Annotated in this window: 3 protein-coding genes; all 3 read right to left on the bottom strand. The window is 69.3% G+C overall.

What is annotated here, in order from left to right; translation table 11 throughout:
* Positions 1-851: 851 nt before the first annotated feature.
* The gene (locus QR78_RS32135) at positions 852-1,367 is read right to left on the bottom strand and encodes a HEAT repeat domain-containing protein (protein WP_244276465.1); all 516 of its coding nucleotides are present in this window, start codon (positions 1,365-1,367) and stop codon (positions 852-854) included.
* Positions 1,292-1,726 carry a hypothetical protein gene (locus tag QR78_RS26150; RefSeq protein WP_058620943.1) on the bottom strand — a complete coding sequence of 145 codons (435 nt, stop codon included), beginning with the start codon at positions 1,724-1,726 and terminating at the stop codon, positions 1,292-1,294. Before QR78_RS26150 ends, QR78_RS32135 begins: the two co-directional genes overlap by 76 nt.
* A gap of 69 nt (positions 1,727-1,795) precedes the next feature.
* The coding region (gene mfd / locus QR78_RS26145; RefSeq protein ID WP_048430529.1) for a transcription-repair coupling factor at positions 1,796-5,376 on the bottom strand (3,581 nt) is incomplete at its 5' end.

The raw sequence follows: 5,376 nt of genomic DNA, 5'->3' as shown, positions 1-5,376 counted from the left end.
CTTCAATGTCGTGTACCGTGGGCAGGCCAACGCTTCGCCCGCTTAGCTTTTTGTTTTTCTCAGATTTTTGCCACCGAACCGGTGTCCACTTCGGCGAAATCTGCTTAGCCCAAGTGTCCGCCCCTCGAAGCCTGAAAGGGCCGTTCGCAGACCAGGGGTGATCGCAGGTCGAGGCGATCGGGCCTCGACCCGAGACCCGGAGCGACTCCGGTGGCCGGACCGCAAAAGGCGACGGGAATGCCCGCAACCATCATGTCCAGGCCACGCCGCGCGCGCGATCCCGGCCTGACCGTCTGGGACTTCCGAGACACGGCCTGGGTGATCTGCCCACGATGCGCGGGGCCCGCGCGCTCGACGCACGATGCCGACCGGGGACGGTTCCATCTCACGTGTCGGCACTGTGCCCATATGGCCGCGATACCATCGGGGCGCGCGAGGCACTCTGTCGAATGTGCAACCGACGGCCGGTTCGGCCTCCCGCTCTACCTGACGATCCGGGTTCGGGGACATCCGCTCTGGGTCTACAATCTAGCGCATCTCGATGCGCTGGCCGACTGGCTCGGTGCCACGCTGCGCGAACGGCCTGTCCCAGGGATCTACCGCAACAGGACAATGATGTCGCGACTGCCACCCTGGATGTCCTCGGCTAAGGCACGCCCCTACGTCATGAGTGCGTTGGCGACACTGCGAGAGCGCGCGGTGAGCGACGGCCTCGTGTAATACCGACAGCGGTATGCCGACGGGAGTGAGAGATCAGCAGCCGCAGGCCCGCCTGGCCTCCCGCCAATCGTCGGTCAGGTCGACCGGGCCGTGCCAGGCCCGGAAGACCGCGCCGTTGCGCGCCGCCGCGGCTAGAGCATTTTCCGACGAAGTGGATGCCGGTTCGTCGAAGAAAATGCGGCAAAACAAAGACTTAGAGAGCTTCGCGATTGCAACGCGATCGTGAAGCGCTCTAGTGCGTCGCACAGGTCCGGCGTCGCCAGGGCCACCGCGGCGTCGAGCAGCCCGGGAGCGACCCCTCGGTGCAGCTCCCGGATCAGGATCGGGATCACCGACAGGTCGCCGCGCTTCGCCAGGCCCGTGATCGCTTCGTGCCGCGCCTCCCCGTACGAATCGTCGAGCCGCGAATGCAGGGCCGCCCGGACGACCGGGTAATCGATCTCGGCATGCTGCCCCAGGGCGAAGGTGGCCCAATCGCGGACCTCATCGGCGGGATCGGCCGTGAGGGCGATCAGGGCGTCGAGCACGGCAGGCTGGACCTGAGGGTCGAGATGCCGGCCGAGACCGGATATCACTCCGACGCGGACGGCGGCCTCGGGATGATCCCGCAGGGCGAGCGGCTCCGGGATCGCCCGCGGATCGTCCAGCCGGCCGAGACCCGTGTAGGCTGCTCCCAGGACGCCGGGATCGTCCGCCCCGCGCGCTCGGCAACGAGAAGAGCCATCAGCCCGGCAAAGCGCTCCTCGTTGAAGGCGGGCGTCTCGCTCCGCGGAGGCCCCAGTTCGCCGAGGACGATCGCTGCGACGCGGCGCGCGAGCGGGTCAGCGTCGGCGCATGCCGTGAGACAGGCCTCGAGAACGTCCCGGCTCGCCCGCTGCTGCAGATGGACGACGGCGCTCCAGCCCGTCATCTCCTCCGTGGCGGAAGCGTCCACGTCGTCCAGCCCGATCGTGGCGCGGGCGATCAGGTCTTCCTCGTCCCCGGACATCGCGGCCGAAATCGTCACCCAACATCTCTTCGATCTTCGACCGCCACCCCCTCCCGGGATCGGCCGGGAAGGGACGTCCGCGAAGCCTCACGCCGCCTTCTTCCGCGTGATCAGCTTCACCAGATCCCGCAGGATCGCCGTCGTCTCCTTCAACCGCTCGGCCACCGTCGCGAGATCGCGGATGAACACCACGCTCATGTCCGGCCGCACCTTGGCGAAGGAGCGCTGATCGGCGATGTAGCCGGCGAGCTTGGCCGGGCTGGCGAAGGACCGGTCGCGGAAGTGCATGACGATGCCCTTCGGGCCGGCCTCGACCTTCTCGACATTGGTCTCGCGGCACAGGATCTTGATCGTCACGATCTTCAGGAGCTCTTCCACCTCCGGCGGCATCGGGCCGAAGCGGTCGATCAGCTCGGCGCCGAAGCTCTCCAGTTCCCGGTCGTTCTCGAGCGTCGCGAGGCGGCGATAGAGGCCGAGCCGCACCGAGAGATCGGCGACGTACTCCTCCGGCATGGTGACGGGGGCGCCGAGCGCGATGGTCGGCGACCATTGCTCGTCGGTCGGCAGCGCATTGCCGGACTTGAGCGCCGCCACCGCGCTCTCCAGCATCTGCTGGTAGAGCTCGTAGCCGACCTCCTTGACGTGGCCGGACTGCTCGTCGCCCAAGAGGTTGCCGGCGCCGCGGATGTCGAGGTCGTGGCTGGCGAGCTGGAAGCCGGCCCCGAGCGTGTCGAGGGATTGCAGCACCGAGAGGCGGCGCTCCGCCTGCACCGTCAGGGGCTTGCCCTCCGGCGTGGTGAACAGGGCGTAGGCCCGGGCCTTGGAGCGGCCGACGCGCCCGCGCAGCTGGTAGAGCTGGGCGAGGCCGAACATGTCGGCGCGGTGGACGATCAAGGTGTTGGCGGTCGGGATGTCGAGGCCCGATTCGACGATCGTGGTGGCGAGCAGGATGTCGTACTGGCCCTCGTAGAAGGCCGTCATCACGTCCTCGAGCTGGCCCGCCGCCATCTGGCCGTGGGCCACCGCCACCTTGGCCTCGGGCACCTCGCGGTCGAGGAAGCGCTTGACCTCCTCCAGGTGCTCGATGCGCGGCACGACGTAGAAGGCCTGGCCGCCGCGATAGCGCTCGCGCAGGAGCGCCTCGCGGATCGAGAGCGGATCGAACGGCATCACGAAGGTCCGCACCGCCAGGCGATCGACCGGCGGCGTCGCGATGATCGAGAGTTCGCGCACCCCAGTCATCGCGAGTTGCAGCGTGCGGGGGATCGGCGTGGCGGAGAGCGTCAGGACGTGGACCTCCGCCTTCAGCGCCTTCAGCCGCTCCTTGTGGGAGACGCCGAAATGCTGCTCCTCGTCGATGATGATGAGGCCGAGATCCTTGAAGGCGATGTTTTTCGCCAGGAGCGCGTGGGTGCCGACCACGATGTCGACCGAGCCGTCGGCCAGGCCCTCGCGGACCTTCTTCAGCTCAGTGTTGCTGACGAAGCGGGAGGCCTGCGCCACGTTCACCGGCAGGCCCTTGAACCGGGCCTCGAAGGTGCGGGCGTGCTGGCGCGCCAGCAGGGTGGTGGGTACCACCACGGCGACCTGCTTGCCCGACAAGGCGGTGACGAAGGCGGCGCGCAGCGCCACCTCGGTCTTGCCGAAGCCGACATCGCCGCAGACCAGCCGGTCCATCGGACGACCGGAGGTGAGGTCGCCGAGGGTGGCGGCGATCGCCGCCTCCTGGTCCTCGGTCTCCTCGTAGGGGAAGCGGGCGGCGAACTCGCCGTAGGTGCCTTCCGGCGGGGCCATCTTCGGCGCCGACTTCAGGAAGCGCTCCGCCGCGACCTTGATGAGGGCGCCGGCCATCTCCATGATCCGGCGCTTGAGCTTGGCCTTGCGCGCCTGCCAGGCGCCGCCGCCGAGCTTGTCGAGGGCGACGTCGGCATCCTCCGAGCCGTAGCGGGTCAGAAGCTCGATGTTCTCGACCGGCAGGAGCAGCAGGCCGCCGCTATACTGGATCTCCAGACAGTCGTGCGGTGCGCCCGCCGCCGTAACCGTCTTGAGGCCGACGAACCGCCCGATGCCGTGATCGGCATGGACCACGAGGTCGCCCGGCGCGAGCGCCTGCACCTCCAGGATCACGTCCTGGGGGCGCTTGGCCTTGCGCTTGGGCCGCACCAGCCGGTCGCCGAGGATGTCGCCCTCCGCCACCACGGCGAGCTGGCCCGCCGAGAACCCGCCCTCCAGGCCCCAGACCGCTACGCCGAGATCCTGGCCGCGCTTCATCGCCAGGATGTCGGAGAGGCGGGTGATGGTCCTGGGCTTCGGCAACCCGTGCTCGGTCAGCACGCCACAGAGCCGGTCGCGGGAGCCCTCCGACCACGCCGCCAGAACGACGTGATGGCCCGAGGCCTGGAGGTCGCGAACGTGGCCGACCGCCGCGTCGAAGACGTTGACGCCCTCCTGGGCGCGCTCCGGTGCGAAGTTGCGGCCGGGCACGCCCTCGCAGTCGATCAGCTTGCGCCCGGACACCTCCGGCACGTCGAAGGGGGCAAGCCGCGCGACCGTCGCGCCCTCGATCCGTTTCGCCCATTCGTTCGGCGAGAGATAGAGCGCGTCGGGTTTGAGCGGCTTGTAGGGCGCAGTGCCGCTCTGGCGCTCCTTCAAGGCCTCGCAGCGGGCGTCGTAGTATTCCTGCACCTGGGACAGGCGCTCGGCCACCGCGTCGTCGACCTGGTTGTCGAGGATGAGGGGCACGCCGGCGACGTAGTCGAACAGCGTGTCGAGGTGGTCGTAGAACAGCGGCATCCAGTGCTCGAGGCCGGCATAGCGCCTTCCCTCGCTGATCGTCTCGTAGAGCCGGTCGTCCCGGGTCGCGGCGCCGAAGGTCGTGACGTAGCCCTGGCGGAAGCGCCGGATCGTCTCGGTGGTGAGCTGCACCTCGCTCATCGGCACGAGGTCGAGGGAGCGCAATTGCCCGATGGTGCGCTGGGTCTCGGGATCGAAGGCGCGGATCGATTCGAGGGTGTCGCCGAAGAAGTCGAGGCGGACCGGGTTGGGGAGGCCGGGCGGCGACAGGTCGATGATGCCGCCGCGCACCGCGTATTCGCCGGTATCGCGCACGGTGCCGGTGCGCAGGAAGCCGTTGGCCTCGAGCCAGGCGACGATCTGGTCGGTGTCGAGCGCGTTGCCGGGGGCGGCGGAAAACGTCTCGACGGCGATGCGGGATTTGGGCGGCACCCTTTGCACCAGGGCGTTGACCGTGGTGGTGAGGATGCGCGGCTTCTCGGCCGAGGAGCGGGTGCGGGCAAGCCGCGAGAGCGCCGTCATGCGCTGTGCGGCGATGGCGGCGTTCGGCGAGATCCGGTCGTAGGGCTGGCAGTCCCAGGCCGGGACGCTCATCACCTCGATCTCGGGCGCCACGAAGGACAGCGCGCTGGCGAAGGCCGCCGAGCGGGTGCCGTCGCGGGCGACATGGACCAGCACCGCCGGCCCCTCGGAGACCTGCGACAGGGCGCGGGCGAGGTCGGCCACCACCAGGGCGTCGAACCCGTCCGGCACGCGGGCCAGCGTCGCGCTGTCGCCGGCCTTCAGCGCCTCCACCGCCCTGGTCAGCGCCGCGGATTTCGGCAGGGCGAAACGGGCGGCCGCGGGCTTTTTCGGAGTTGCGGGCGGGGCGGGGG

The sequence above is a fragment of the Methylobacterium indicum genome (assembly GCF_001043895.1).
Lineage (GTDB): Bacteria > Pseudomonadota > Alphaproteobacteria > Rhizobiales > Beijerinckiaceae > Methylobacterium > Methylobacterium indicum.
This window is presented reverse-complemented; position numbering and strand designations above follow the sequence as displayed.